Origin of the sequence: Croceicoccus mobilis (assembly GCF_001661965.1) — a bacterium.
In the GTDB taxonomy this organism is placed as follows: Bacteria; Pseudomonadota; Alphaproteobacteria; order Sphingomonadales; family Sphingomonadaceae; genus Croceicoccus; species Croceicoccus mobilis.
The window spans coordinates 42,203-64,306 of sequence record NZ_LYWZ01000011.1 but is presented as its reverse complement, the minus strand read 5'-3'; the positions used below and the strand labels follow the sequence as shown (position 1 = coordinate 64,306).

At 63.1% G+C, this 22,104-nt stretch carries 20 protein-coding genes, 1 tRNA gene and 4 pseudogenes; 15 read left to right on the top strand and 10 right to left on the bottom strand.

What is annotated here, in order from left to right; genetic code table 11:
* Window positions 1-187 precede the first annotated feature (187 nt).
* From A9D13_RS03065 to A9D13_RS03040, 6 genes are all read left to right on the top strand, one after another.
* On the top strand, window positions 188-1,234 hold the full coding sequence (locus tag A9D13_RS03065; RefSeq protein WP_066769924.1) for a rod shape-determining protein: 1,047 nt from the start codon (window positions 188-190) through the stop codon (window positions 1,232-1,234).
* 48 nt (window positions 1,235-1,282) lie between these two features.
* Window positions 1,283-2,152 (top strand): rod shape-determining protein MreC, encoded by an 870-nt coding sequence (locus tag A9D13_RS03060; RefSeq protein ID WP_066769920.1) that lies wholly within the window; start codon window positions 1,283-1,285, stop codon window positions 2,150-2,152.
* A 55-nt stretch (window positions 2,153-2,207) separates the two neighbouring features.
* A complete protein-coding gene (locus A9D13_RS03055) occupies window positions 2,208-2,765 on the top strand; it encodes a rod shape-determining protein MreD (protein ID WP_066769918.1) in 558 nt (185 codons plus the stop codon).
* On the top strand, window positions 2,765-4,831 hold the full coding sequence (gene mrdA / locus A9D13_RS03050; protein ID WP_082922057.1) for a penicillin-binding protein 2: 2,067 nt from the start codon (window positions 2,765-2,767) through the stop codon (window positions 4,829-4,831). The genes A9D13_RS03055 and mrdA overlap by 1 nt, the downstream gene beginning before the upstream one ends.
* The gene (rodA, locus tag A9D13_RS03045; protein WP_066769909.1) at window positions 4,828-5,946 is read left to right on the top strand and encodes a rod shape-determining protein RodA; all 1,119 of its coding nucleotides are present in this window, start codon (window positions 4,828-4,830) and stop codon (window positions 5,944-5,946) included. The genes mrdA and rodA overlap by 4 nt, the downstream gene beginning before the upstream one ends.
* 159 nt (window positions 5,947-6,105) lie before the next feature.
* Window positions 6,106-6,181, top strand: a tRNA-Lys gene (locus tag A9D13_RS03040).
* A gap of 77 nt (window positions 6,182-6,258) precedes the next feature.
* Here A9D13_RS03040 and A9D13_RS21405 read toward each other — a convergent pair.
* The 7 genes and pseudogenes from A9D13_RS21405 to A9D13_RS03025 form a co-directional block, all read right to left on the bottom strand.
* Window positions 6,259-6,699 carry a transposase gene (locus A9D13_RS21405; protein ID WP_373288764.1) on the bottom strand — a complete coding sequence of 147 codons (441 nt, stop codon included), beginning with the start codon at window positions 6,697-6,699 and terminating at the stop codon, window positions 6,259-6,261.
* Between the two features lie 4 nt (window positions 6,700-6,703).
* Window positions 6,704-6,952 (bottom strand): annotated as a pseudogene (locus A9D13_RS21400) (transposase); the annotation flags it as partial.
* A gap of 390 nt (window positions 6,953-7,342) precedes the next feature.
* Window positions 7,343-8,347 (bottom strand): NADP-dependent oxidoreductase, encoded by a 1,005-nt coding sequence (locus tag A9D13_RS03035; RefSeq protein ID WP_066769906.1) that lies wholly within the window; start codon window positions 8,345-8,347, stop codon window positions 7,343-7,345.
* Window positions 8,348-8,582: 235 nt separating this feature from the next.
* Window positions 8,583-8,777 (bottom strand): annotated as a pseudogene (locus A9D13_RS21395) (integrase core domain-containing protein); the annotation flags it as partial.
* Window positions 8,778-9,009: 232 nt separating this feature from the next.
* Window positions 9,010-9,392 (bottom strand): annotated as a pseudogene (locus tag A9D13_RS20000) (transposase); the annotation flags it as partial.
* A gap of 67 nt (window positions 9,393-9,459) precedes the next feature.
* On the bottom strand, window positions 9,460-10,905 hold the full coding sequence (gene ltrA, locus A9D13_RS03030; protein ID WP_268235851.1) for a group II intron reverse transcriptase/maturase: 1,446 nt from the start codon (window positions 10,903-10,905) through the stop codon (window positions 9,460-9,462).
* Between the two features lie 700 nt (window positions 10,906-11,605).
* Window positions 11,606-12,161: pseudogene (locus A9D13_RS03025) on the bottom strand (IS3 family transposase); the annotation flags it as partial.
* Window positions 12,162-12,268: 107 nt separating this feature from the next.
* Here A9D13_RS03025 and A9D13_RS20395 point away from each other — a divergent pair.
* Window positions 12,269-12,577: a hypothetical protein gene (locus A9D13_RS20395; protein ID WP_156521899.1), complete on the top strand. Its 309-nt coding sequence runs from the start codon at window positions 12,269-12,271 to the stop codon at window positions 12,575-12,577.
* Between the two features lie 53 nt (window positions 12,578-12,630).
* On the opposite strand, the gene A9D13_RS03020 is transcribed toward A9D13_RS20395, so the two are convergent.
* The 3 genes from A9D13_RS03020 to ligK are packed head-to-tail and all read right to left on the bottom strand — an operon-like array spanning window position 12,631 to window position 15,249.
* Window positions 12,631-13,521 (bottom strand): amidohydrolase family protein, encoded by an 891-nt coding sequence (locus tag A9D13_RS03020; protein WP_066769904.1) that lies wholly within the window; start codon window positions 13,519-13,521, stop codon window positions 12,631-12,633.
* Window positions 13,514-14,575 (bottom strand): 4-oxalomesaconate tautomerase, encoded by a 1,062-nt coding sequence (locus A9D13_RS03015; RefSeq protein WP_066769898.1) that lies wholly within the window; start codon window positions 14,573-14,575, stop codon window positions 13,514-13,516. The genes A9D13_RS03020 and A9D13_RS03015 overlap by 8 nt, the downstream gene beginning before the upstream one ends.
* Window positions 14,575-15,249, bottom strand: coding sequence for a 4-carboxy-4-hydroxy-2-oxoadipate aldolase/oxaloacetate decarboxylase (ligK, locus tag A9D13_RS03010; protein WP_066770420.1), 675 nt, complete (start codon window positions 15,247-15,249; stop codon window positions 14,575-14,577). Before ligK ends, A9D13_RS03015 begins: the two co-directional genes overlap by 1 nt.
* Window positions 15,250-15,341: 92 nt before the next feature.
* On the opposite strand from ligK, the gene A9D13_RS03005 reads away from it, so the two are divergent.
* The 8 genes from A9D13_RS03005 (at window position 15,342) to A9D13_RS02970 (ending at window position 22,075) form a co-directional block, all read left to right on the top strand.
* Entirely contained in the window at window positions 15,342-16,493 is a 1,152-nt protein-coding gene (locus A9D13_RS03005) for a LysR family transcriptional regulator (RefSeq protein WP_066769896.1), read from the top strand.
* 64 nt (window positions 16,494-16,557) lie between these two features.
* On the top strand, window positions 16,558-17,418 hold the full coding sequence (locus A9D13_RS03000; protein WP_066769894.1) for an NAD(P)-dependent oxidoreductase: 861 nt from the start codon (window positions 16,558-16,560) through the stop codon (window positions 17,416-17,418).
* Window positions 17,419-17,422: 4 nt separating this feature from the next.
* Window positions 17,423-18,448, top strand: coding sequence for an amidohydrolase family protein (locus A9D13_RS02995; RefSeq protein WP_066769884.1), 1,026 nt, complete (start codon window positions 17,423-17,425; stop codon window positions 18,446-18,448).
* Complete coding sequence (gene ligA / locus A9D13_RS02990) at window positions 18,445-18,861, top strand: protocatechuate 4,5-dioxygenase subunit alpha (RefSeq protein ID WP_066769882.1); 417 nt, start codon at window positions 18,445-18,447, stop codon at window positions 18,859-18,861. Before A9D13_RS02995 ends, ligA begins: the two co-directional genes overlap by 4 nt.
* A gap of 1 nt (window position 18,862) precedes the next feature.
* Window positions 18,863-19,708, top strand: a complete 846-nt coding sequence (locus A9D13_RS02985) for a class III extradiol dioxygenase subunit beta (RefSeq protein ID WP_066769880.1) — start codon at window positions 18,863-18,865, stop codon at window positions 19,706-19,708.
* Between the two features lie 44 nt (window positions 19,709-19,752).
* Window positions 19,753-20,100, top strand: coding sequence for a hypothetical protein (locus A9D13_RS02980; protein WP_172808079.1), 348 nt, complete (start codon window positions 19,753-19,755; stop codon window positions 20,098-20,100).
* 31 nt (window positions 20,101-20,131) lie between these two features.
* On the top strand, window positions 20,132-21,088 hold the full coding sequence (locus A9D13_RS02975) for a Gfo/Idh/MocA family oxidoreductase (protein ID WP_066769875.1): 957 nt from the start codon (window positions 20,132-20,134) through the stop codon (window positions 21,086-21,088).
* A gap of 3 nt (window positions 21,089-21,091) precedes the next feature.
* The gene (locus A9D13_RS02970) at window positions 21,092-22,075 is read left to right on the top strand and encodes an aldo/keto reductase (RefSeq protein WP_066769872.1); all 984 of its coding nucleotides are present in this window, start codon (window positions 21,092-21,094) and stop codon (window positions 22,073-22,075) included.
* Window positions 22,076-22,104: the final 29 nt, after the last annotated feature.

Sequence of the window (22,104 nt, the reverse complement as noted above, 5' to 3'; positions counted from 1 at the left end):
TCAGTTGCCACGAAGCGGTGTGGAAAAGCGGCGATAACCGGGTGAATCATTTTTCAAAGTGGCCCGCTTTGGGCTAGGCACAGACAGGCATTTCTATCTAGAGAGCGGGCAGCACCCGCCCACACGCAGGGTCAGCCACAGGCGTATGGGCACAGCGGCGCAGCACCGACGAGGGACGATACCAAAAATGGCAAATTTCTTTTCGCGTCTTTTCCAGCTCGGTTCGCAGAACATGGCGATCGACCTCGGCACCGCGAATACGCTGGTTTATGTGGAAGGGCGCGGCATCGTTTTGAACGAGCCTTCGGTCGTCGCCATCGAGACCGAGAACGGCATCAAGCGCGTGCGTGCCGTCGGTGACGATGCGAAAATGATGATGGGCAAGACCCCCGACAGCATCGAGGCGATCCGCCCGCTTCGCGACGGTGTCATCGCCGATATCGAAGTCGCCGAACACATGATCAAATATTTCATCAAGAAGGTGCACGGCAAGCGCTCCGTCCTGCGTCACCCGGAAATCGTGATCTGCGTTCCTTCGGGTTCGACCTCGGTCGAACGCCGCGCAATCCGCGATGCGGCCAGCAATGCCGGCGCGAGCCAGGTCTATCTGATCCTTGAACCCATGGCTGCTGCCATCGGCGCGGACATGCCGGTGACCGAACCGGTCGGCTCGATGGTCGTCGACATCGGCGGCGGCACGACCGAAGTCGCGGTGCTGTCGCTGCGCGGTCTTGCCTATACCACCAGCGTGCGCGTCGGCGGTGACAAGATGGACGAAGCCATCGTTTCCTATGTCCGCCGCCATCACAACCTGCTGATCGGCGAATCCACGGCAGAGCGCATCAAGCAGGAATATGCCGTCGCGATCCCGCCGGCAGACGGCGAAGGCGCGATCATCCACCTGCGCGGCCGCGACTTGGTCAATGGCGTGCCCAAGGAAATCACGATCAGCCAGGCGAATATCGCCGAGGCCCTGTCCGAACCGATCGGCGCCATTGTCGAATCCGTTCGTATCGCGCTGGAAAACACCGCGCCGGAACTCGCTGCCGATATCGTCGACCAGGGCATCGTGCTCACCGGTGGCGGCGCACTGATCAAGGGGCTCGACGAACATCTTCGCGAAGAGACCGGCCTGCCGGTCACCGTGGCCGAAGATCCGCTGTCCTGCGTCGCGCTGGGCACGGGCCGCGCATTGGAAGAGCCGGTTTTCCGCGGCGTTTTGATGACGGCGTAAGGGGCGCTCGATTGTAACGGCCCGATGGGCTGAAGGGAGTATCAGGTCATGGCGCCCGCCGAGCGGCGTCCGGGGTTTTCCAAAAGGGCGCACATCTCGATCTTCACCAGCTACGTCTTCGCGATCGTGGGCGTTTTGCTGGGTGTCGTGCTGTTGATTGCGTCCTTCGTCAGCCCCGGCAGCTTCGCCTTTGCGCGCAGCGCCGCGACCGATGCGGTTCGTCCCGCAGGGGAAGCCTCGGCCGTCACCCGCAATTCCGGGCGTTCGGTGATCGACATCATCTCCGGCTATATCGCCGCGGGCAGCCAGAATGCGGAGTTGGCCGAGGAACTGCACCTCGCCCGCGCCAAGCTGGCCGAGATGGAGGCGATCAGCGACGAGAACCGTCGGCTGAAGCAACTCCTCTCCCTGCGTGAAAAGGACATTCGGCCTGTCGCCAGCGCGCGCCTGATCGGATCAAGCCCCGCCAGCACGCGTCGTTTCGCCCTGATCGGTGCCGGACGTAAGGATGGCGTGCTCGTGGGCATGCCGGTGCGCTCGGCAACCGGGCTGGTGGGGCGCGTTCTCGAAACCGGTCGCCGCACCGCCCGCATCCTGCTTGTCACCGATGGGCAGAGCATGGTTCCGGTGCGCCGGATCAAGGGCAATGTCACGGGCTTTGCACAAGGACAGGCGGATGGCACGCTGATCGTTCGCTTGATAGAAATGGGTATCAACCCATTGGAAAAGGGCGATCTTCTCGTCACCTCCGGTTCGGGCGGCCTGTACCGGCCGAATGTCCCTGTCGCGATAGTCGAGAACCTCACCCGCGACGGTGCGGTGGCGCGGATCATATCGGACCCGGCGGCGACCGATTTCGTCATGGTCGAACCTATCTGGCAACCGATGACAGAGCTCGACATGGAGCCTGAGCAGTGAGCGCCGGCCTGCGCGTTGCGGACGGTCATTGCAGCCACGCCATCGGGGAACCGTCATGCCGCTGAAGGGCGACCGCCTTCCGGGGCAGGACATGTTCCAGCGGCGCCTGAACCGTGCGCCCTCCCCCATCATCGCGACGATCGTGCCGTGGATCTCGATCGCCCTGTCGTCACTGGTGCCGCTGTCCCCGATCATTGCCTCGGCCCCGGTACTGCCACCGGTCTCATATATGCTGCTTGTCGCATGGCGGCTGTTTCGCCCCGGCCTGCTGCCCATATGGGCGGGCGCGCCGCTGGGGCTGGTCGACGATCTGTTTTCGGGTCAGCCATTCGGCAGCGGCGTGCTCCTCTGGTCGATCACGATGATCGGGCTCGAAGGACTCGACAACTGGCAGCGCGATCGCACATTCTGGATGGACTGGCTGATCGCGATCCTTCTCATCGCGGCCTATCTCGCCATTGGGCATGTGTTCACCTGGTTGGCAGGCTCGGTGTGGTATCCATCGCTGATGCTCCCCCAATTGCTGCTTGCGATGTTGTCCTTTCCGCTCTTCACGCGCCTTGTCGCCATTCTTGATCTGCTTCGCCTTGCCCGCGTGAAGGTGCTGGGCTGATGGTATCCCTCAGATGGCGACGCCGCCGCCCTCGCCTGCCGCAGCGGGTCAGTGCGGGCGAATTGTCGAACGCTTTCGAGCGGCGTACCTTTTTGCTGGGTGCCGTGCAGGGAGGGATCGGCCTGTTGCTTGCCGGCCGCATGGGCTGGCTCGCGGTGGAGCAGAACGAGAAATATCAGCTCGCATCGGAATCGAACCGCGTCGATCTCACGCTGATTCCGCCGCGCCGGGGCTGGATCCTCGACCGCCGCGGCGTGCCGCTGGCCTCGAACCGCGCGGATTTCCGCGTCGACCTTATCCCCGAACGCGTGATCGACCGCGAGCGGACTTTGGCCGTTCTGGGCGAGGTGCTGGAACTGTCGCCAGCGCAGGTGACCGATCTTCGCGACAAGCTGGATGAAGTGCGCGGTTTCCGTCCGATCGAGGTATCGACCGGCGTCAACTGGGAGCAGTTCGCCGCACTCTCCGTGCGCTTGCCCGATCTTCCCGGCGTCGTGCCGCAGCGCGGGTTTTCGCGCTATTACCCGACCGGCCCTTCCGTCGGGCATTTGCTCGGCTATGTCGGCACCGTTTCGGCAGAGGAATATGAGGAAGAGAAGAACCCGCTCCTCATCACCCCGGGCTTCAAGATCGGCAAGGACGGGGTCGAGAAATATTTCGAACAGGAACTGCGCGGCGAACCTGGTGCCCGCCGCGCCGAGGTGACCGCCAGCGGCAAGATCGTGCGCGACCTTGAAATGCGCGAGGATGTGCAGGGCGATCCGGTCCAGCTGACCATCGACGGGCCGCTACAGGATTATGCCGCGCGGCGCCTGGGGCATGAATCCGGCTCGGTGGTGGTGATGGACCTGGAAAACGGGGACATCCTCGCGATGGCCTCGATGCCCAGTTTCGATCCGAACAGTTTTTCCGACGGCATCGGCCGTATCGAATGGAAAATGCTGTCCGAGGACGATCACGTTCCCTTGCGCAACAAGGTGCTCTCGGGCCTGTACCCGCCCGGATCGACGGTTAAGCCCTATGTGTCGCTCGCCTTGCTCAAGGAAGGGATCGACCCTGCGGAGTCGGTCTTTTGCGGTGGCGGCCTGCGCGTCGGCAACCGCGTATTCCGCTGCTGGAAACGCGGCGGACATGGCACGACCGACATGGCCAAGGGGATCTACCAGAGCTGCGACGTCTATTTCTATGCCATGGCGCAGCGGGTCGGCATGGACCCGATCGCCGCCATGGCGCGCCGTCTCGGCCTTGGCTTCAAATTTCCGCTTCCCGTTGCCAGCCAGTCATATGGCACGGTTCCCGATCCGGCCTGGAAGCTCAAGAAATATGGCCGCGAATGGCAGACCTTCGATACGGTGAACGCCACCATCGGTCAGGGTTACATGCTTGTGAACCCTTTGCAGCAGGCCGTGCAGGTATCGCGCATCGCCAGCGGCAGGCGGCTTCAGCCGCGCCTGCTAAAAACCGCCGATCCTCGCCCTGCCCCGATGCTCGGCGTCCCGCAGGAACATCTCGACATCGTGCGCCATGCCATGTGGGAAGTCGTTAACGGGCGCGGCACGGCTGGGCGCGCGCGCCTGCCACTCGACGGGATCGAGATGTCGGGCAAGACCGGTACCGCGCAGGTCGTGTCGCTGAACTACGGCCGCGGCGGCAAGGACGTGCCGTGGAAATATCGCGACCACGGCCACTTCATCGCCTTCGCGCCCTATGACAATCCGCGCTACGCCTGCGCCGTTGCTATCGAACATGGTGCGGGCTCGTCGTCCGCCTATCCGGTCGCGCGCGATGTCATGACCTATATCTTCGACCCGCAAAAGGCGCTGGACGTGCTCCACCGCTTTGAAGAGGAATGGGGCGGCACCGCGCAGGAACGCCTCGCCCGCAAATATGCTAGCTATGAAGAGGCCTATGGCGGGTCGGCGCCTAAGCCGAAGAAGAGCGAGATCGAGGACGCAGTAAGCGGCGGCGAGGCAACCGACGCCCCTGCCCCGGTCAATGCCGCTCAGTCGCAGCGCGCTGCCGAAGGCGATGCCGCCACCGGTAATGGCGGGGGGGCGGGCCAATGAACCGCAAATTCCTGCCCCGGATCATCTCGCAGCAGCCATGGGGCATCATCATCCCCTTGTTCCTGCTGGTCTGTTTCGGCGGGGCCGTGCTCTATTCGGCCGCCGGCGGCAGCCTGCAGCCATGGGCGCTGATGCATGTCATCCGTTTCCTCATGTTCTTGGCCATGGCCATGGTCATCGCTCGCATGCCGCGCGACTTCGTGCGCATGATGGCTCTACCGGCCTATATCGCCATGGTACTGCTCTTGATGGCGGTGGAGGCGATGGGCTTCGTGGGCGGCGGCAGCCAGCGATGGATCAACCTCGGCCCCCTCACCCTACAACCTTCCGAACTGATGAAGCCAGGCATCGTCATCATACTTGCCCGTTATTACGACATGCTGCCCCCGGCCGCGACAAAGGAGTTTTCTTCGCTGCTCGTTCCTGGCGTGTTGATCGGCGTGCCGGTCGGTCTGGTGCTGATGCAGCCCGATCTCGGCACCAGCCTTGCCATCATTTTTGGCGCGGCAATCGTCATGTTCCTGGCTGGGCTTCCGATGGTTTGGTTCGTTAGCTGCGGTGTCGCGGCCCTCGCGGCGATCCCTGCCGCGTTCTTCTTTGCGCTTCACGATTACCAGCAACGACGGGTGCTTACTTTCCTCGATCCCGAAAGCGATCCACTGGGGGCGGGTTACCATATCACCCAGTCTAAGATCGCGATCGGATCGGGCGGCCTGTTCGGCAAGGGCTTCGGGAATGGCTCGCAGAGCCATCTGAACTATCTGCCAGAACCGCATACCGACTTCGTCTTTGCCACCATGGCAGAGGAATGGGGCATGCTGGGCGGCTTCTTCGTGCTGCTTGTTTTCGGTCTGCTACTGCGCTGGGGCCTGAAGGTCGCGAATAATTCGAAGGACCGCTTTGCCCGTCTGATGGCGGCGGGTCTGACAGCGACGATATTCTTCTATGCCGCCGTCAATCTGATGATGGTCATGGGGCTGGCTCCGGTCGTGGGCATTCCGCTTCCTTTCATGAGCCATGGTGGATCGTCGATGATGACCATCATGATCTGCGTTGGCCTCATCATGGCGGTGGAACGCTGGGACACGCGCGAACCTGGCAGTTTCGCGTCATAGGGGCCGATTGTCGCTTGGGCACAAAGCGTCCCTGAAAAGAAATTTTCAAAAGCTGCAGAAACCCCCTTTCGCGAATCAAAAGAGGCTTTATATGGGGCGCTCCACAGCGGGGGTGCCCACCGGGCAACACGCTGTAATCGTCAGCAAAAGCGGCGATGTGGACGCATAGCTCAGTTGGTAGAGCAGCTGACTCTTAATCAGCGGGTCCTAGGTTCGAGCCCTAGTGCGTCCACCATTTTTTCACTATATATCAATATGTTAAGTCACTTCTCAGGAGTGGCTTTTGCTTTGCTTCCAGCGCTAGGTAGCTTTCTAGGTAGCAGGCAAGATTTCCGCATGTCCTAACGCGGCGCGCGCCTGGCCGTTGTCTATCGAACGTAGTGGTATGTAGACTCGTATGGAAGCGTGCGGATGGAAGCGGAGGCGGGATCCACCAACTTCCACTAGGTGTTTGATCCCACGGTTTGATGGTGTGATCCTTTCGTTGGAATGGAAGGAAGCCATATGGGACAGGTTCGTCACGGGAGCGCCACGACCACACACGCCGTCCGAGCCGCGATCCGCCAACGACCGCAGGAAGGCTTTCCAGAACGGTTCTGCCTCCGAAGGGCCGGTGGCTACGCCCAGCACTTCGCGCCGGCCATCGGTGTTGACGCCAACGGCGATTATCGCCGCCGTCGAAGACGATGCGTCCGCCCTCGCGCACCTTGAAGTAGGTGGCGTCGATCCACAGGTAGGGCCACTGGCCTTCAATCGGGCGCGTCAGGAACGCGCTCACCCTCTCGTCGATCTCGGCAACCAGGCGGCGCACCTGGCTCTTCGATACGCCGCTGGCACCCATGGCCTTGACCAGATCATCGACCGAACGGGTCGACACCCCGTGGACGTAAGCTTCCTGGATTACCGCCGCCAGCGCCTTGTCCGCCGTCCGGCGCAGTTCCAGAAAGCTCGGGAAGTAACTACCCTTGCGCAGCTTGGGAATCGCCAGTTCAATCCAACCAGCGCAGGTGTCCCAGCCCCGTTCGCGGTAGCCGGGTTGCGACTGCCAGCGGCAGCACCCGTTCTCGCCTCGATCTCCAGATCCATCATGCGCTCGGCGGCAAACGCCAGCATCTCGCGCACCAAATCGCTATCAGCCCCTTGCCTAATGAGCTCGACAAGGGCCATTCTGTCATCGGTCATCGTCTTCTTCTCCAGGTTCGAGTTCGCATCCGAACCCTACCAGAAGATCGACGGTGGCCACCCACTCAGGGAAACCTTCCTACACCCCCCGTGGGACACGACAAGTTCAACGGCTCCTCAGGATGAGCGGGTCAGAATGTTTTTAAGCTTTACGATGTGCCAATCATATCTTGCGGCCCCACGGGTGAGCCGCGGACTCGGCCACTTTCATCCGTCAATGCAATCGGATGATCCGCTTCCCCATATTCCGGCCCGCGTAGAGATCTTCAATCGAAGTCAGGCAGCATTCCATCCCGCCCATGATTTCTTCCCTGTAAACCAGGGAACGGTCGCGCACGAATTCGGCAAGCCGCTGGCTGGCTGACTCAAATTCGTCCAGGTAATCCAGCACGATAAAGCCGGTCACCGATGCGCGTTTTACCAGTATATTGCGCTCCAGGCGCGGCCCCGTCGGGGCAGGGTCCCAGGCTTCGATGGAAGCCGTGCCGCAGACCACTACGCGGGAATTCAATGCCAGAAGGCCATGAACTTCGTCGCTGATGGGGCCGGCGGTGTTGTCGAAATAGACGTTGACGCCGCGCGGGCATGCCTGGGCGAGGGCGTTGCGGAAACCGGCGGACCGATAATCGACTGCGGCGTCGTATCCGAACTCTTCTATGCAAATGGCAACCTTTTCCGGGCCGCCGGCAATGCCGACCGTGCGGCAGCCCATGCGCCTGGCGATTTGCCCGACTGCGGAGCCGACCGCCCCCGCTGCGGACGACACCACAACCGTGTCTCCGGGGTGCGGCCGCCCGACCTTTTCGAGGCCCAGCAGCGCGGTAACGCCGTTCAGGCCCAGAACCCCCAGGGCAAGGGACGGCGGCAGGTCGACTTCCTTGCACTTGCGGATAATGGCGCCTGGAGAAACCGCCGCGAATTCCTGCCATCCGAACCAGCCGGTCACGACATCGCCGGGTCTGTAGTCTGGCGAACGGCTATCCTTCACCCGCCCGACGGCGAGAGATCGCATGACCGAGCCCAACGGGATCTGCTCGGTGTAGTTTCCCTTGTCGGAAAGCCACCCCCGCATGGCCGGTTCGACCGAAAGATACTGATTTCGTATGAGGACTTGCCCATCCAGCAATTCCGGCAGCTTTCCATCGACGATCGCGAAATGCTCTGGGCCGGGCACACCGCTTGGACGGCTCACCACCAGAATCTGCCTGTTTCCCCCCATCGACTTGTCCCCTTCGAGCCTTCTGCGCGATCGCAGGGCAATCCGTGCAGATCCGACCCTTGCCCCTCTGGCCTTGACGCCTGCAATTGCGCCAAGTCCTCCAGCCCGGCGCTCACCAGCAGCGGTCTCACGCAGGACTTAGACTCACATTGCCTATGACCTGCCACGGGACTTTCATCCAGTTCTGATTAGAGCCACGGCGGTTGTGACCTGCCCCCCGCTGGTCCTGCGGGCATAACGAGAGTCTGCTGGTTTGATATTCGTGCTGCTCCACCGGCACAAGCGCGTCGGGTGTGACGCTTCCATCATGCAGGAACGCCCGACGCGCTTGTCCAGGTGTTTGGTTCCCCAGGGATGAGCGCGGCCGGACATTGTTGTAGTCGTAGCGCCAGACAGCCAGCTTGCGTCGGGCGCCAGCCAGGCTGTTGAACCGCCCCGGGATTGCCGGAGGCCATTCGGTTTAAACTATGCAGCCATTGGAGTGTCGTCCAGCATGGCGTAATAGCGCTCTGAGGTGGTCTCGCCTTCTTGGACAGTTTGGCGGCTGAGTTAAGCTAATCCCGGTTGTCGTTTATGCCGCCTGTTTGATCATCAGATCATGGGGGGCATGCCCCCCATGATCTGATTGCCCGATCCGCCGATAGGCCTCGACCGGGGTTCTCCCGGCCAAGGCCAGCCCGCAGCTCCGATCCGGTCTCGAAGGCATGGAGATAGACGCATTCGTACTTCAGGGATCGCCAGAGGCGTTCGATGAAGACATTGTCCATCCACCGGCCCCGACCGTCCATGCCGATCCGGACCTCGGCGTCGCGCAGCAGGCTGGTGAAGGCGAAGCTTGAGAACTGGCTGCCCTGGTCCGTGTTGAAGATTTAGCTGCGCTGGCCGGTGGCTCCGGCTTGCCGAACCGGGCCAGCGCCTCCTCCAACGCCGCAACGCAGAAGCCGGCGTCCATCGTGTTCGACAGCCGCCAGGCGAGCACCTTGCGGGTCGCCCAGTCCATGATCGCCATCAGGTAGAGGAAGCTCCGGCGCATGGGGAGTGGAGTAGGAAGCGCATAAGCGCTTCCCCTCCCCGAACCGTACGTGCACCTTTCAGCGCATACGGCTCTCTATTCAACCTTGGCCCAAGGCCATGGCGACATCACGATAGCGGGAGGTGACGGTGTTTCGGAGCTCGTCCCGATAGATGTAGGGATTTCGCTCCGGATTCCGCCACCGGAACTGCATCTTCTGGCTTGTGACCAGTCGTCGCAGCGCCTTGCCGACGGCATTGCCCTGATTGCTTCGACCGTAGACCAGCCACGTCTTCGATTGGCCGGTTTCCGGTATGCGGTACCATTTACGCATCAAAGGCTTGATACGGGACCGGTACTTCTGCGCCAACCAGTGCGCCATTTTCCAGAACACGACGGTGTCGATGCGCCGGAATGTGCGCGCCGTGAAGTCGGTGAACCTGTAAAACGCAGCCCATCCCGCCAGCTGGCGGTTCAGACCGTCGATCATGTCCACCGCGGCAACCTCAAGATTGCCGGAGAGTGCCTCGACCAATCGGCGAGCGAAGGTCTTGGCCTTCTCCTTGGGTATCGTTGAGACCACGGACATGCGTCCGCTCGGTCCCCGCCTGCGGATAATCCGGTGCCCGAGGAACACGAACCCGTCGTCGACGTGGGTGATATGGCTCTTGTCCATATTCAACGTCAGCTTCAGGTCGTCTTCGAGAAAGGCCCGGCATTCCTCGCGGATGGCCTCGGCATGTGCCTTGGTGCCCTTGACGATGACAACGAAGTCATCGGCGTAACGGCAGTAGGCGACAGCAGGTTTCCATTGCCGGTTCTCGCGAACCGTGATGGGGCGCCCCTGCTGGATGCCGAAGTTCCATGCCCAGCGATCCTTTCGCGCCTTGTCGCTCAGGTATTTCGCCTCCAGCCACGCATCAAACTCATGGAGCATGATGTTGGACAGGAGCGGCGACAACACGCCGCCTTGCGGTACACCTTCGCTTGAGGCGACGAACAGGCCACGGTCGATGTGGCCCGCCTTCAGGAATCGCCAGAGCAGATCAACAAACCGATCATCCCGGATTCGCCGCCGAACGCAGCGAAGCAGAAGCCGGTGGTGGACCGTATCGAAGTAGCTCGCCAGATCACCTTCGATGATCCAGTGGCCCCGCGCTCCGGCACCACTATCCTGCAACTGTATCTTCACGGTCCGGACAGCGTGATGCACGCTGCGTTCCGGCCTGAAGCCGTAGGAGAGGCGATGGAAGTCGCTTTCCCAGATCGGCTCCATGGCCATCAGCATCGCGCGCTGGACGATGCGGTCTTTCAGGGTCGGGATACCAAGTGGTCGTTTCTTGCCATTGGCTTTCGGGATATAGATTCGCCTGACCGGCTGCGGGTGATAACTCCCCGTCAGCAAGTCCGTTCGCAGACTAGCCAGCTGTTCTGCCAGTACGGCCTGCATCCGTCGCTTGTCCATTCCGTCGATGCCCGGCGTATTGGCGCCACTCGACGCCAGCACGATCCGAGCCGCCTCGGCAAGCCACGCCCGATCGGCAATGAGCCGGAGAAGGCGATCGAACTTGCGGTTCTGGTCGCTCTCGGCCTACATCGCGAGCTTGTGCTGCATTTCGCTGATTATCAAAGGTCTTCACCTCGTTTGGTCAGGTAGTTTGCACTTCAAGCTGATTGAACTGTCCCCCTTCGCCATGTGACAGGCTTTCCCTGTCGCGGACTACTACGGGGACTCCGCCAGCACGGTGGACATCGGGGCCAACTCCCTTGGCATTCCATCATCCCTTCCCTCGTTCATATGCTGGACTTTCGCGCGCTGGGGAGGCTGCCGGTCGCAGTCCTTGTCCTTGCGTCCCGCAAGTCGATGCCGATGCCATGGCCTGGCTGCATTCTCTCCATGGCTCCATGCGGACGGGCTACATTTCCGGCCACATTCGGATGTCGCCGACATACGTCTCCGGTGCCATCATCAGCATTCCGCCTGTTAAGCCGTGTAGGCGAAGGCGACATTTCAGCCCTCGGATGCGGATTAACCGGTTCGTGTTCCTCAACCTTCCAGCGCTACAGCCTCGGGGACCATCTCGGCGTAACGGCTTCGCCTCAATCCCCTTTACCTGCGGGCTACGTCACCCTGCCAGTTGACAGCAGGTCACCGCCGCTTGGGCTCATGCCCCCTCACAGCAGAGGGCAAGGCATTCGTTCAATTCCTCCTTGCTCCTTTGCATTCCAGTCATATGCACCCCGGACCATCCGGGACGAGGCGCACTATAGGTCACGTCGGCGCACCAGACATGGTTGGGCCGCTCGATCGCAGCCCCACGCAGCAGATACGGATAGACCCGGTGCTGCGGGTGCGGATCGCTCGTCCGTGGTCGCTGGTAGATCGGCGTCAGGCCCATCTTCGCCATCAGCCGCCGCACCCGGCGGCGACCGACTGCGTGGCCCGCTCGCCGAAGGTGCCGCGCCATTTGGCGGCTGCCGTACCATGGGCATTCCATGAAGGTCTCGTCGATCACCGTCATCAGCGCCAGCGTCTCGTCCGTCTCCGGCACCGGGGCGTAGTAGTAATAGGACGAACGGCAGCTTCTCCACCTCGCTCTCGCTGACGGCCTTGGCCGCATCGCCGCCGCCGGAGCACGTGCTCGCCATCCCGTCGATGGCCTGCCGTTTCCACGATGCGATCATCGTGTGGTGCACGCCGTGCTTGGCTGCCAGCCCCGCCAGCGTCAGGTCGCCGCGGATCGCTTCCAACGCCACCTTGGCCTTGAAATCTGCGCTGTAGCGCTTCCTCGTCGTCTTCATTCCCGTACCAATCCATCAGGTCGGGATTAGCTTAGCATCCTGTCCAGAAAACCGGCACCACCTCAAGGATCACACCATCAAACCGTGGGATCAAACAACTAGTCCAAATGTTCCGCCGCGAACAGTGGTTGAAACAATTGCATATTCCCTTGGAAGGCCCGACATCGGCCGGGAAGCCGCACTGGCGCCAACCGGACTTCAGCGGAACAAAGCTCGATAACACGCCGATCATCAACCCGCGGACCTCCCGGCCAGTTCTTCGAAAAATCGTGGCGCCACAGCACTTCGCCGCGCAACGCGGCCTGACCGAAGCACACCGACGGGCGATGATGCGCTTCGGCGTAGAAGTTGAATTCGGGCGCCTGTGCCGCGCAACAATGCCCCGGGATGTCAGATTTCCTGGCAATCGGAACTGATGTCACCGAGAAGGCTTCACTTAAAGACGTGAGAGCTTGGCGAATGCAGCGGTTCAAAGCTCCTCGGGCCAGTAGAGCCGCATCGGATTGACGACCAGCAGCTTGCGCTGCAACTCCATTGTCGGCGCTATGCGGGGAATCATGTCGGTAAGATGCCCGTCGTCGGGGATCTCGTCGTCCATATTGGGATGCGGCCAATCGGTCCCCCAGATGCAGCGATCGGGATAATCGGCGATCAGCGGAGCGACCGCGCGCGCGAAATTGTCCCACGGATCGCCCATCCCGCCTTCCTTCAACGCATCGAGCCGGTCGGGACAAGTCGGCTTGAACCAGATGTCCTCGCGGCTGTCGAGAAGCGCGCGGAAGGCGCGCATATCCGGTCCGTCCGGCCCCTGGCTAACGTCGGGCCGGCCCATGTGGTCGACAACAACGGGCACGGGAATTGCGTCGATGAAGGGGCGCAGTTCGGCAAGGATATCGGCCTCGAAATAGATCACCACGTGCCAGCCTTCGGGAAGCCTCCCGGCAACTTCGAGGAACCTGTCCTTGGGAGCGTTGTCGACAAGCCGTTTCAGGAAATTGAAGCGCACGCCGCGGATGCCGCCTTCGTGCAGCGACACGAGGTCGGCATCGGTAATCGCGGGATCGACCACAGCGACACCCCGCGCCTTGCCACAGGATTTCGCAATTCCGTCGAGCGTCGCCCCATTGTCCGTGCCATGACAGCTCGCCTGGACGATGACGTTGCGGGCAAAGCCCAAATGATCGCGTAGGGCGAACAGCATCTCCGGTCCGGCGTCGGCGGGCAGGTACTTTGCCTTGGGGCTGAAGGGAAAGCGCGCCATCGGCCCGAAGACATGGCAATGCGCATCCACCGCGCCCGGAGGCGGGACAAAGCGCGGCTTGCTCGGGTTCGTGTGCCAGCTGGTGATGCGGTCAGACATAGACAGTTCCATCCATCAGCTTGCGCGCGGTGCGCAGCAGCGCGGCGCTGACGACCTCACCCTGCGCGTCGGTTTCGAGCACGCAGCTCATCTCGCCCGACGGATGCTCGACGCTCAGCGTCTTGCGCGTACCCTCGGGAATTTGGGCCACGGCGTGGGCTGGCGATCCTTCGACCAGGCACGCCGTCGCGGCGGTCACCGCACCCAAAACCCCGATCGATGCATGCGCGCGGTGGGGAATGAAGACCCGTGTGGTCACGGCGCCGCCATTCCTCGGCGGGGCGACGAGAGTCATCTTGGGCACGGTCTTGTCGGTCACGTCGCCCAAATTCATCAGCGGCCCGGCCGCAAGCCGGATCGCTTCGATCTTTTCGCGGACCGGCGCGAAGCCCTCGCTCTCCAGTTCCTCGCGGCTCTCGTAGCCGGTCGCCCCGACATCTTCGGCCCGGAAAACGACGCAGGGCATCCCGTTGTCGATCAGTGTGCAATCTACTCCCTCTACGAGATCGACCGGCTTGCCGGTGGGCAGCAGCGCGCCGCAGCTGGAACCGGCGGTGTCGCGAAATTCGACCGAGATCGGCGCGTGGCTTCCCGGCACACCGTCGATCCGGGCATCGCCCTCGTAGGTGACGCGCCCGCCAGGGGTCCGCACGGTTTCGATCGCGACCTGCCCGGTGTTTTCCATGTAAATCGCGACCCGGGTTTCCTCGCCGCTAACCGCGACGAGGCCGCGCTCGATCGCAAAGGGGCCGACCCCTGCTAGGATATTGCCACAGTTCTGCTGATCGGACACTAGCGCCTGATCGACGAAGACCTGCAGGAAGAGGTAGTCGACATCGATTCCCTCCCGATCGGATTTGCGCACTACCGCGACCTTGCTGGTCAGCGGATCGGCCCCGCCCATGCCGTCGATCTGGCGCGGGTCGGGGCTGCCCATGACGCGCAGCAGGAACGCGTCGCGCGCGGCTTTGTCAGCGGGCAGGTCTCGGGCTAGGAAATAGCCGCCCTTCGACGTGCCGCCGCGCATCCACATGACCGGGGTAGACGACGGCATCAGACGTACTTCAGCCCTTCGGCCGCCAACCGCTCGCGCATCTTGTACATGTCGAGACCCAGTTCGCCCGAGGCGAGCCTATCGCGCTTCGACGCCTCGTTGGCCTCGCGAGCGCGCGCCCTTCCCAGCACCTCGGCGGCCTCCGCGCGCCTGACCACGCAGACCCCGTCGTCATCGGCCACGATCACATCGCCCGGTTCGACATGGGCGCCGGCGCAGACCACCGGCACGTTGACGCTGCCGAGCGTGTTCTTGACCGTCCCTTGCGCGAATATCGCCTTTGACCACACCGGAAATCCCATTTCGGTCAGGTCGCGCACGTCGCGCACCCCTGCGTCGATCACAAGCCCGCGGCACCCGCGCGCCATCGCACTGGTGGCAAGCAGGTCGCCGAAATAGCCGTCTTCACAAGGGGACGTGGGGGCTAGCAGCAGGATGTCGCCTGCCTTCAGCTGCTCGATCGCGACATGGACCATCCAGTTGTCGCCGGGGGGTGCGCTGATCGTCACCGCGCTGCCGGCGATCCGTGCCCCGGCATAGATGGGCCGCATGTAGCTGGCGAGCAGCCCCTTGCGCTCCTGCGCCTCGTGGACTGTGGCGACCCCGCAGGCTGCCAGCGCGTCGATCACGGCGGGATCGGCCCGCTCGATATTCTGCACCACGACTGCCATCATCGTCTCCTTTGCCGTTTCGCACATGTACGCGCGCCCCGCGGCGCGCCAATGCGAAGCTGTCGCTTCCCATAATTTTTTGCTAAATGACTCTCATGAACATCGATCTTCCCAATGTCCGGCACTTGGCCGCCTTCGCCGCGACCGTGCGGCACGGCAAGGTGACCGCAGCCGCCGATGCCATCGCCTTGACCCAGCCAGCGCTGACCCAGGCCATCGCGCACCTAGAACATCGCCTCGATTGCCGCCTGTTCGACCGCGAACCGGGCGGAATGCGCCCGACGCAGGCGGCGCTGCTGCTGGCCCCGCGAGCCGAACACGCGATGGCGCTGATCGGCTCGCCACGAGTCACATCGACCCAGATCCGCGCCTTCCTCGCGCTTGCGCGCAAGGGCAGCTACGCCGAGGCGGCCGAGCATCTCGGCTTGGCCACCGCGTCTGTCCACCGGGCGATCGCGGATCTCTCGCTGGCGCTGGGCGAGCGGCTGGTTGAACGGCGCGGGAGGCGCGTCTCGCTGACCCGGAAGGGCGAGGCGCGGGCGCGCAGCTTCGGGCTGGCCATGGCCGAACTGCGCAGCGGCTTTGCCGAGGTCGCGGAATGGCGCGGCAAGGAGGGCGGACGGATCGTCATCGGCGCCATGCCGCTGTCGCGGGCGCGTTGGCTGCCGCGCGCTATCCTGGCCTTCGCGCAAGCGCGCCCGGGGATCGCCATCGCCGTGATCGAAGGCAGTTATACCGAGTTGGTCGGCCCCTTGCGCGATGGCGAGATCGACCTGCTGCTCGGCGCGCTCAGGCCCGAGGCGCAGATACCCGACCTGGTCCAGTCGCCCGCTTTCCTCGACCGCCCGCAAATCGTCATGCGCAGTGGGCACCCCCTGGCGCGCGGCGACGACTTCCCCGCGGTAGATTTGGGCGCACACCCGTGGATTCTCCCTTCTGCCGATACGCCGCTGCGCGAATACTGGCGCGCGATGATGACAGCGGCCAGGTACACAGTCCCCGATGTCGCGATCGAGTGCGGATCGGTCCTTACCATCCGCGAACTCCTGCTCGAAACAGATATGCTGAGCCTGCTATCGCCCGACCAACTGCGCGTCGAGATCGAGGCCGGGCTGATCGCCTACGCCGCGCCGCCGCACCCTATCGAAAGAACGATCGGCATCACCACAAGGCGCGACTGGCGGCCCACCCCGGCCCAGGGCACCATGCTGTCGATTCTCGCCGGAGAAGCGCAAGATACTTCGTAAAACCTTATTCCCCGGCCACGTTATTCATTGGGCCGCGAACGCCGCATCCGCGACAGTCGCGACCATGGCACCCGCGCATACTCTCATCGGCTTCGGCGAAGCGGCATCGACATTTGCCGCCGCGGGCGGCTGGGCGACGCCTGTCCGTGCCTTCGACATCGATCTGGAGCGCGGCAAGGCGATCCGCGCCGCCGGGCTCGAAGCCGCTCGCGACGCGGGCGAAGCGGTTCGCGGCAGTTCACTGGTGCTCTCGCTCGTCACCGCCGACCAGGCCGTCTGCGCAGCCGAAAGCGCCGCCCCGCACCTTGCCCCGGGCGCGATCTGGTGCGACATGAACTCGCTTGCGCCCTCGACCAAACAGCGCGTGGCTCACGCGGTCGAGGCGGCGGGCGCGCGCTATGTCGATGCGGCCATCCTCGCCCCGGTCCAACCTGCCGCCCTTGCGGTGCCGATATTGCTCGCAGGACCTGCGGCGATGGAGGCGCAGGTCCATCTCAAACGCATTGGCTTTGCGAACATCCGTGTGGTTGGCGATCAGATCGGAATGGCCAGCACGATCAAGTTGTGCCGCTCGATCGCGGTCAAGGGGATCGAGGCGATCTGTGCCGAGATGGCGATCACCGCAACCAAGGCCGGGGTTCTTGACCAAGTGCTGGCGTCGCTCGACGCGAGCGAAAAGGCGCTCAGCTGGGCCGAGCGGGTCGACTACAATCTCGACCGGATGCTCGTTCATGGCCGCAGGCGCGCGGCAGAAATGCACGAAGCAGGCAAAATGGCGCGCGACCTCGGTATCGCGCCGCTCGTGACCTACGGGACTGCGCAATGGCAGCAAGGCCTGGGCGAGCTGGGGCTGGAACCGCCACCCGCTCTAGCCGCGAAGCTGTCCGCCATTATCCAGTCCCGTGAATTCAAGGGGGAGCTCTGAGTCCATGAGCCTGATCATCGATTGCCACGGCCACTACACCGTGCTGCCCAAAGCGCACGACGAATGGCGCGAGGCACAGAAGGCTGCTTACAAGGCCGGGACCGTGTGCCCGCCCTACCCCGAAATCTCCGACGACGAAATCCGCCGGACGATCGAGGAGAACCAGCTCAAGCTGGTAAAGGAACGCGGCGCGGACTTCACGATCTTCAGCCCGCGCGCCAGCGCCATGGCCCCGCATGTCGGCGACCAGGCGGTGGCTACCCAGTGGGCGCGGCGCTGCAACGACCTGATTTATCGCGTCACCCAGCTGTTCCCGGACACCTTCATCGGCGGCTGCATGCTGCCGCAGAGCCCAAAATCGGATCTGTCGGAAAGCGTACGCGAGTTGCGCCGCTGCGTCGAGGAACTGGGTTTCGTGGTCTGCAACCTCAATCCCGATCCGGGCGGCGGCCATTTCCAGCACCCACCGCTGACCGACGAATACTGGTTCCCGATCTATGAGGCGATGTGCGAGCTTCAGGTGCCCGCGATGATCCACGTATCGGGCAGCTGCAATCCGGCGATGCACGCGACCGGGGGCTATTATCTGGCGGCGGACACGGTCGCCTTCATGCAGCTGCTGCAGGGCGACCTGTTCAGCCGCTTTCCGGACCTCAAGCTGATCATCCCCCACGGCGGTGGCGCGGTGCCCTATCACTGGGGCCGCTATCGGGGCCTTGCCGACATGCTCAAGCAGCCTGACATCGAACAGCACCTGATGAACAACGTGTTTTTCGACACCTGCGTCTATCACCAGCCGGGCATCGACCTGCTGGCCGACGTGATCGCGAACAAGAACATCCTGTTCGGCAGCGAAATGGTCGGCGCGGTGCGCGGGATCGACCCGCAGACTGGCCACTATTTCGACGACACCAAGCGCTATGTCGATGCGCTCGACATCAGCGAGCAAGAGCGCCACGCGATTTTCGAAGGCAATGCGCGCAAGGTCTATCCGCGGCTCGACGCGATCCTAAAGGAGAGAGGGTTGTGACCGCCACGCCGCAAACAGACATCCACGCCTATCTGGCCGAGCTCGAGGACATTCCGGGCACCCGCGTTTTCACCGCCAGGCGCGCGCGGGCCGGATACTGGATCAACCAGTTCGCGATGAGCCTGATCAAGCCCGAGAACCGCGACAGGTTCCGGGCCGACGAGGATGCCTATCTGGCCGAATGGCAGCTTTCCGACGATGCCCGAGCGGCGATCCGCAGACGCGATTACAACGCCTTGCTCGAACTTGGCGGCAACATCTATTTCCTGTCGAAGATCTTTTCCACCGACGGCCTCCCCTTCGCGGAAGCAGTCAGCACCATGACCGACATGAGCTGGCCCGAATACCGTCAGATGATGATGGATGGCGGCCGCTCGCCCGAGGGCGTACGCAGCATCAAGGGAGGCTATTGAGATGGCCCGCATCACCTCCGGCATCGGCTCCAGCCACGTCCCCCTGCTGGGCGTTGCGATCGATCAGGGCAAGTGGCAGGACGATTACTTCGGTCCGATCTTTGCCGGCTACGAATGGACCCGCGCATGGGAAGCGCGCGAGAGGCCCGACGTCGTCATCCTGGTCTATAACGATCACGCATCGGCCTTCGACGCCAATATCATCCCGACCTTCGCGATCGGCTGCGGCGAGCGCTACAGGCCCGCGGACGAGGGCTGGGGGCCGCGCCCGGTGCCCGACGTCGAAGGCCACGCCGATCTCGCCTGGCACATCGCGCAGAGCCTGATCCTCGACGATTTCGATATGACCATCATCAACGAGATGGACGTCGATCACGGGCTTACCGTGCCGCTGAGCATGATGTTCGGCCAGCCAGAGCGCTGGCCGGTCAAGGTCGTGCCGCTGGCGGTCAATGTCGTCACCTATCCGGTGCCATCGGGCAACCGCTGCTGGGCGCTGGGCGAGGCGATCGCGCGGGCGGTGGCCAGCTTCCCCGAAGACCTCAAGGTGCAGGTCTGGGGCACCGGCGGGATGAGCCACCAACTGCAGGGCCCGCGTGCCGGGCTGCTCAACCGCGAGTGGGACAACCGCTTCCTCGACATGCTGGAAGCGGATAATGACGACGTAAGGCACATCTCGCATATAGAATATCTGCGCGAAACCGGCAGCGAAGGAATCGAAATGGTAATGTGGCTCATAATGCGGGGTGCGCTTGGCATGAAAGTAAAGCGCCTTCACCGTCACTACCATATTCCGTGCTCCAATACGGCAATCGGTCATATCGTTCTCGAACCGCGCACGGACTGAAAAACCCGAACGGGGAAAAGCCAATCTCAAGTAAGGGCGTCATTTTGTACCAGATGTTGCTCGTGAAGAATCTGCACAAGGAGCTGACTCGGCTCACTGTCGACAAACCTGAGGACTGGATGAAATCGTATGGAACAGCGCGGCAGGAACACCGCCGGGAGGTGACGATCCTGATTGACATGGCGGCGCGCGAATTTGCTGCCGGCCAACCTACCCTTCTGGCCAAATTCGATCGCCAGCGACGCGCGTTCTTCGAAATGCTTGATCGTCATCAGGCGAAATGGCCCGTCCTGATCCTGGGCAAGGAACGGGCCGAGGATTATCGCGCCTCGGTAACCAAGGTGCAGGTCCAGCACAGCGAACTTCTGCGATTCATCCGGTCACGGGTCTGATTGCCAACCTGACTTTCACGCGGAGAACACAATGAGAATTGCACTCGCCGGCGCCGGCGCTTTCGGGGAAAAGCATCTGGACGGGCTCAGGAATACCGATGGCGTCGAGATCGTCTCGATCATCAGCCGGACCGCGGAACAGGCCGCCGCCGTCGCTCAGAAATACGGCGCACGCCATTCCTCAACCGAACTGGGTGACGCGCTCGCCCGCGACGATGTGGACGCCGTCATCCTGTGCACACCAACGCAGTTGCACGCCGCCCAGGCGATCGCCTGCATGGAAGCAGGCAAGCACGTGCAGGTCGAAATCCCGCTGTGCGACAGCTGGGCTGATGCCGAGGCGGTGCTAGCCAAGCAGCGCGAGACCGGCCTCGTCTGCATGGTCGGGCACACCCGCCGCTTCAATCCGAGCCACCAGTACGTCCATAGCCGGATCGTCGCGGGCGAGCTTGCACTCCAGCAGATGGACGTCCAGACCTATTTCTTCCGTCGCAAGAACATGAATGCCAAGGGCGAACCGCGCAGCTGGACCGACCACCTGCTATGGCACCACGCCGCGCACACCATCGACCTGTTCGCCTACCAGGCGGGCCGGATCGTCTCGGCCCACGCGATGCAGGGGCCCAGGCACCCCGAACTCGGCATCGCAATGGACATGTCGATCCAGCTCAAGAGCGAGAGCGATGCGATCTGCACATTGTCGCTGAGCTTCAACAACGACGGACCGCTCGGCACCTTCTTCCGCTACATCGGCGACACCGGCACCTATATCGCGCGCTACGACGATCTGGTGAACGGCAAGGAAGAGCCGATCGACCTCAGCGGGGTGGCGGTGAGCAACAACGGGATCGAATTGCAGGATCGCGAATTCATCGCTGCCATCCGCGAGGGGCGCGAGCCGAATTCGAGCGTGGCGCAGGTGCTCGACTGCTACCGCGTAATCGGCGAGCTTGCCGCCAGCCTGGAAGCGCAGGACGGCTGGAGCTGATCGATGCGGCGGCTGTGCGGACGTCTCGTAAACCCGGTCGGTCTGGGCTGCATGAGCCTGTCATGGGCCTATGGCGATCCGCCCCCGCATGACGACAAGGTGAGGTTGCTGAACGCCGCGCTCGATGCGGGCTACGACCATCTCGACACCGCCAATATCTACGGCGCCGGCACAAACGAGGAATTGCTGCGCGATGCGGTGATGCACCGGCGCGCGGAATTCATGCTCGCCAGCAAGACCGGGATCATCGTCGATGGTCCCCGGCGCGGGATCGATTGCTCGCCCGATGGAATCGCGGCCTCGCTCGATGCCAGCCTTCGCCGGCTCGGCACCGATCACCTCGATCTGTTCTACATGCACCGCTTCGACCCCAAGGTGCCGATTGCCGACAGCGTGGGCGCGATGGTGCGCGCGATCGAGGCCGGGATGATCGGCGCCTATGGCGTGTCGGAATGGTCGTCGGCCCATATCCGCGAGGCGCACAGCGTGCATCCGATGGCGGCGGTGCAGACGGAAATGTCGCTGTGGACGCGCAATGCCGAACTGGGCGTGCTGGAGACGACCCGCGCGCTCGGCATTGCGCTGGTCGCCTTTTCCCCGGTCGCCCGCGGCGCCCTTGGGGGGGAGCTCAGGGACCCTTCGGCGCTGGGAGAGAGGGACCTGCGTCGTACCCACCCGCGCTTCAGCGCCGACAACTGGCCCAAGAATCTGGCGTTGATCGAGCGTTTCGAGGCGCTGGCGGCAAGCGCCGGGCTGGCGCCGGCGCAACTGGCTCTGGCCTGGGTGTTGGCGCAGGGCGACCATCTCCACGCGATCCCCGGCACGACCAGTGTGGCTCACATGCGGGAAAATATCGCCGCGGCTTCCATCGAGGTTGCCCCGACCGTGCTGGAAAATGCCGGTGCGCTGATAAACCAGCTGAGCGTTGCGGGACACCGCTATCCCGACGCGATGCTGGCAACCATCGACACCGAAGAATTCAGCTGAAGCGTCGCGCCGATGGCGATGCGCGCCGG

Excerpts from the sequence above, each read along its gene's own strand:
- A9D13_RS03065 (WP_066769924.1), top strand. The coding sequence starts at position 188 with ATGGCAAATTTCTTTTCGCGTCTTTTCCAGCTCGGTTCGCAGAACATG.
- A9D13_RS03060 (WP_066769920.1), top strand. The coding sequence starts at position 1,283 with ATGGCGCCCGCCGAGCGGCGTCCGGGGTTTTCCAAAAGGGCGCACATC.
- A9D13_RS03055 (WP_066769918.1), top strand. The coding sequence starts at position 2,208 with ATGCCGCTGAAGGGCGACCGCCTTCCGGGGCAGGACATGTTCCAGCGG.
- mrdA (WP_082922057.1), top strand. The coding sequence starts at position 2,765 with ATGGTATCCCTCAGATGGCGACGCCGCCGCCCTCGCCTGCCGCAGCGG.
- rodA (WP_066769909.1), top strand. The coding sequence starts at position 4,828 with ATGAACCGCAAATTCCTGCCCCGGATCATCTCGCAGCAGCCATGGGGC.
- A9D13_RS03035 (WP_066769906.1), bottom strand. The coding sequence starts at position 8,347 with ATGGGGGGAAACAGGCAGATTCTGGTGGTGAGCCGTCCAAGCGGTGTG.
- A9D13_RS20395 (WP_156521899.1), top strand. The coding sequence starts at position 12,269 with ATGTTCCGCCGCGAACAGTGGTTGAAACAATTGCATATTCCCTTGGAA.
- A9D13_RS03020 (WP_066769904.1), bottom strand. The coding sequence starts at position 13,521 with ATGTCTGACCGCATCACCAGCTGGCACACGAACCCGAGCAAGCCGCGC.
- A9D13_RS03015 (WP_066769898.1), bottom strand. The coding sequence starts at position 14,575 with ATGCCGTCGTCTACCCCGGTCATGTGGATGCGCGGCGGCACGTCGAAG.
- ligK (WP_066770420.1), bottom strand. The coding sequence starts at position 15,249 with ATGATGGCAGTCGTGGTGCAGAATATCGAGCGGGCCGATCCCGCCGTG.
- A9D13_RS03005 (WP_066769896.1), top strand. The coding sequence starts at position 15,342 with ATGAACATCGATCTTCCCAATGTCCGGCACTTGGCCGCCTTCGCCGCG.
- A9D13_RS03000 (WP_066769894.1), top strand. The coding sequence starts at position 16,558 with ATGGCACCCGCGCATACTCTCATCGGCTTCGGCGAAGCGGCATCGACA.
- A9D13_RS02995 (WP_066769884.1), top strand. The coding sequence starts at position 17,423 with ATGAGCCTGATCATCGATTGCCACGGCCACTACACCGTGCTGCCCAAA.
- A9D13_RS02985 (WP_066769880.1), top strand. The coding sequence starts at position 18,863 with ATGGCCCGCATCACCTCCGGCATCGGCTCCAGCCACGTCCCCCTGCTG.
- A9D13_RS02975 (WP_066769875.1), top strand. The coding sequence starts at position 20,132 with ATGAGAATTGCACTCGCCGGCGCCGGCGCTTTCGGGGAAAAGCATCTG.
- A9D13_RS02970 (WP_066769872.1), top strand. The coding sequence starts at position 21,092 with ATGCGGCGGCTGTGCGGACGTCTCGTAAACCCGGTCGGTCTGGGCTGC.